3 protein-coding genes are annotated in these 3280 nt (G+C 56.8%); 1 reads left to right on the top strand and 2 read right to left on the bottom strand.

Annotation, left to right across the window (positions count from 1 at the left end; translation table 11 throughout):
• Positions 1 to 337 precede the first annotated feature (337 nt).
• Both NKH04_RS32945 and NKH04_RS32950 read right to left on the bottom strand, forming a co-directional pair.
• Positions 338 to 790 carry a cupin domain-containing protein gene (locus tag NKH04_RS32945; RefSeq protein ID WP_353045595.1) on the bottom strand — a complete coding sequence of 151 codons (453 nt, stop codon included), beginning with the start codon at positions 788 to 790 and terminating at the stop codon, positions 338 to 340.
• 570 nt (positions 791 to 1360) lie between these two features.
• Positions 1361 to 1849, bottom strand: coding sequence for a class I SAM-dependent methyltransferase (locus tag NKH04_RS32950; protein WP_353045596.1), 489 nt, complete (start codon positions 1847 to 1849; stop codon positions 1361 to 1363).
• Positions 1850 to 2698: 849 nt separating this feature from the next.
• Between NKH04_RS32950 and NKH04_RS32955 the strand changes: the two genes are divergently transcribed.
• Positions 2699 to 2896 (top strand): hypothetical protein, encoded by a 198-nt coding sequence (locus NKH04_RS32955; RefSeq protein WP_502900113.1) that lies wholly within the window; start codon positions 2699 to 2701, stop codon positions 2894 to 2896.
• The last annotated feature ends 384 nt before the right edge of the window (positions 2897 to 3280 follow it).

The following is a 3280-nucleotide window of genomic DNA, read 5'->3' on the forward strand; positions in this document are numbered from 1 at the left end:
GAAGTCTCCCTCCCCCTTGTGGGGAGGGGTTAGGGGTGGGGGTACGTCGTAGAGCGAAAGCCTCGGCGTTCCATCTGCGATAGCCCTGCCCTCGAGGGGGAGATGTCGCCGAAGGCGACAGAGGGGGTATGGTGCCAATTGGCTCCAACGACCCGCCTCCCGAGGCGGGTTTTTCTGTTATGGCGCCATTCACGGCAAAATGGCCCAAGCGGAATGCGATTCCGTTGCGGCCAATCAGCTTTCGTCTGGTTAGAGGATCCTTCTGAATCGACGGTGGCGGAGTTCGACGCACTCGTTCCGAGCCTTCGGCCGGTTCACTCAATTCGATCCCGAACTGTCATTTCTTGCTCGGATCGTCTGCCGGGTTAACGTAGGTGATCTTGAATGGCCCCTCGCCATGAACCTGGACGATCGTGTCGCTTGTCGTCCAGGCGAAGTGATTCATTCCGGCCGGCGCGACGCCGAAGCCGCCAGCAGTCAGTTCGACACCTTTCGACTCGTCGAGCTTATCGCCCATTCCAATATGGAAGTTGCCGGAAAGCACCGTTACGTATTCCGTGGTGGGATGATTATGTGCGGCAATTTTGTAGCCGGCGGGTGTCTTCAACCGCAGCACAAAGGCGCCGTCCTTTGAGGGGTCTCCAGCGACAACAGCCATTTCCGCGCCAGCGGGAATGACAGCAGGAGCAGGACCCCATTTGATGTCTTTGGCGTTCATCGGCATCTCATCGGCAAACAGAGGCGCCGTTCCAACAAGCAGCAGTGCCAGGGCAGAGGCAAGCTTGAGCATGACAATCTCCCAGTGTCTGTAGAGGACGGCGTCGAGTATCGGCGCGCCGATCCACTTGCCAATTGGAGTCTATCAGGGCAGAGCGCCCGAACGCATCCTGCGAACGGGGGACGCGCATTCGCGGTAGCCGCGGAAGCTGCCGCTAAAAACATTTCCAGGTGAAACGATTTTGTTTGTATCGCTGTAGGTGATCGGCCTCGCTAGCTTCCAGATTTCTCTACGGCAAAAGACGGCTTGACGGGCCCTGCCCGGCATCTGAAAAGGACTGGCCTGCGGATGTGGCGGAATTGGTAGACGCAAGGGACTTAAAATCCCGTTCTAGTCCGTTGCACCCTCGCAACTAACCCCTCAACGCCTTGTAATTCACCGGTTTCCACCGGGGTTTTGCACATCAAAACAAACCGCTCCACTCGTGCAACGGATTGTGAGGGAAACCCGCCGTTGTGGGAATCGTGTGGGTAAAAGGAGAACCGACGTTCATGGCCAAACCAATCCACGTGAATCTGCAGGCCGGCACCGACGACGAGTTAGACAACTACGCCAAGGGTAGCTCCAGAAGAGGAAATCGAATTAAATCAGCACAATCCCTAGAGGTGCGTGAGGCGGTTTCTCCAGCACCAGCACATGACTGCCAAGAGGCGATGTGTGAGTGCTCTTAACCTTGAACCCCTCGTCAGAAAGCGTTTCGATGAATTCGCCATCCGTTCCAGGCGGAACGCGGGCAACGACGTTCGAGGTGCGCCTCACAATATTGGAAAGCACCCTTCGCGCCTTGCCCGGGCCGATGTTGCGCTGCATGTGCTGATAGACGGCCAGCAGCAGGACGATATCGTATTTCGGTAGAAGGATATTGCCGAGGCGCCGGCTGCCAAGATTCAGGCGATCGAACCTGGCATGCACCGGGGAGCCGCTCAACAACATCTTTGCAGTCTCGATATGCGGCTTGGCAATGTCGATCCCGTGGATCGAACTGGGTTTCAGCTTGGATATCTCATAGGCGACAACACCCATATTGCAGCCAACATCGAGAATGGATTTCCCAGCATAGTCGACCTCCAATGAGAATATCCCGTCCAGTCTATCCTCCCATGTTCCTGCAAAACCTCTTTTGAACCTTGACCACCACAAATCATATACTCCTAATATTAGAGATCGCCGAAATATAGCGCTCGTTACCTTCTACTATTCATAAGTCGTGGCCAAGAAAAGCCTGCCCCCCACAAAAACACAGAAAAACATCATGGACACCACGTTCAAGGGCGCTGCGAGGCGCCTTGCTGATCTCAACTTGCGGAAACTAGGCGCCCGCATTGGAGTAGGAGAGGACGGTATTTAGGACATCGCCTTCAAAGCTAGTCCAGCCAACCCCATTAACGCATCACGACCACGATCTCCCGGCAGTCGCCTGATGGCTCAGAACCGCAAGGGCATCCACCGTCTGATGCAGCACAGCGACCTCTCCTACGAGGAGATCAAGCTCTGCCTCTTCGCCATCCAGCTCAGCCTCCCCGACGCGGCGCACTAAGCCAGCGTCATGGCTGACAGCCTCGCAAGGAAACTGAATGTCTCACCACGATTTTATGCTCCAGCGGCAAATCGAGCTGGAGCGAGGCAAATCGAGCTGGAGATCGAAATGTCGGGCCTCGGGCGGGATCGCTACCTCTCGCGGATCCGTAAAAACTTCGACAACGAGAGAGGTTACGATACGGACACGGGGCGCTCGATCTTGGAGAGTGCTGTCGGCCCTGTTGCGGCAGGGATTACCAAGTTCGTCGATGAGGTCTTTGGGGGTCGTCCTGGCCCCCGCGCCGTGGCTGCCAAGCTAATCAAGGACATGGACCACGACGTGGTCTCCCACCTCGCCTGCAGCTCCTCCGCTCTCGGTCGCAGATCAAGTACCCGGTCCTGATCGAGGACGCTGAGTGGGCCAAGGCTCAGAAGGAAGCTCGCATCATCGACACCCTCGAACCGATCATGAACCAGCACCGTCTGGTGGTCTGCTCCTCGGTGGTCGAGTGGGACTACGACAGCACCGCTGCCTTCATCCCTGACGAGGTCAACAAGTTCCGCCTGTTCTACCAGATGACCAGGATCACCCGTAACTGAGGCTCCCTCGCCCATGACGACCGACTGGACGCTGTGGCAGGCTGTGTCGCCTACTGGCTGGAATGGATGGCCAGGAACACGACCATAGCGGTAGAGCAGAGGAAGCAGGACCTGTTGGATCAGGAGCTGGCTAGGTTCATGGATCCTGTTGGATCAGGAGCTGGCTAGGTTCATGGATAATGCCCTCGGTGGCTCCTTTCAGTCGGCCCCTCGGTTCTTCTAGACCAGCCTCCTCAGGACCCTCTCAGGGAATACCGGCACCACTAGGACTACCCCCGATGGCTTCCCTTAGAATGTACTGTCGGGCGAATTGAGAAACTGACCCCCTGACGAAATGAAGAACTGACCCCCTCGGTTATGAGAGGAGGCATGGATGACGATTGG

The sequence above is a fragment of the Mesorhizobium sp. M1365 genome (genome assembly GCF_040317865.1).
In the GTDB taxonomy this organism is placed as follows: domain Bacteria; phylum Pseudomonadota; class Alphaproteobacteria; order Rhizobiales; family Rhizobiaceae; genus Mesorhizobium.

Excerpts from the sequence above, each read along its gene's own strand:
- NKH04_RS32945 (WP_353045595.1), bottom strand. The coding sequence starts at position 790 with ATGCTCAAGCTTGCCTCTGCCCTGGCACTGCTGCTTGTTGGAACGGCG.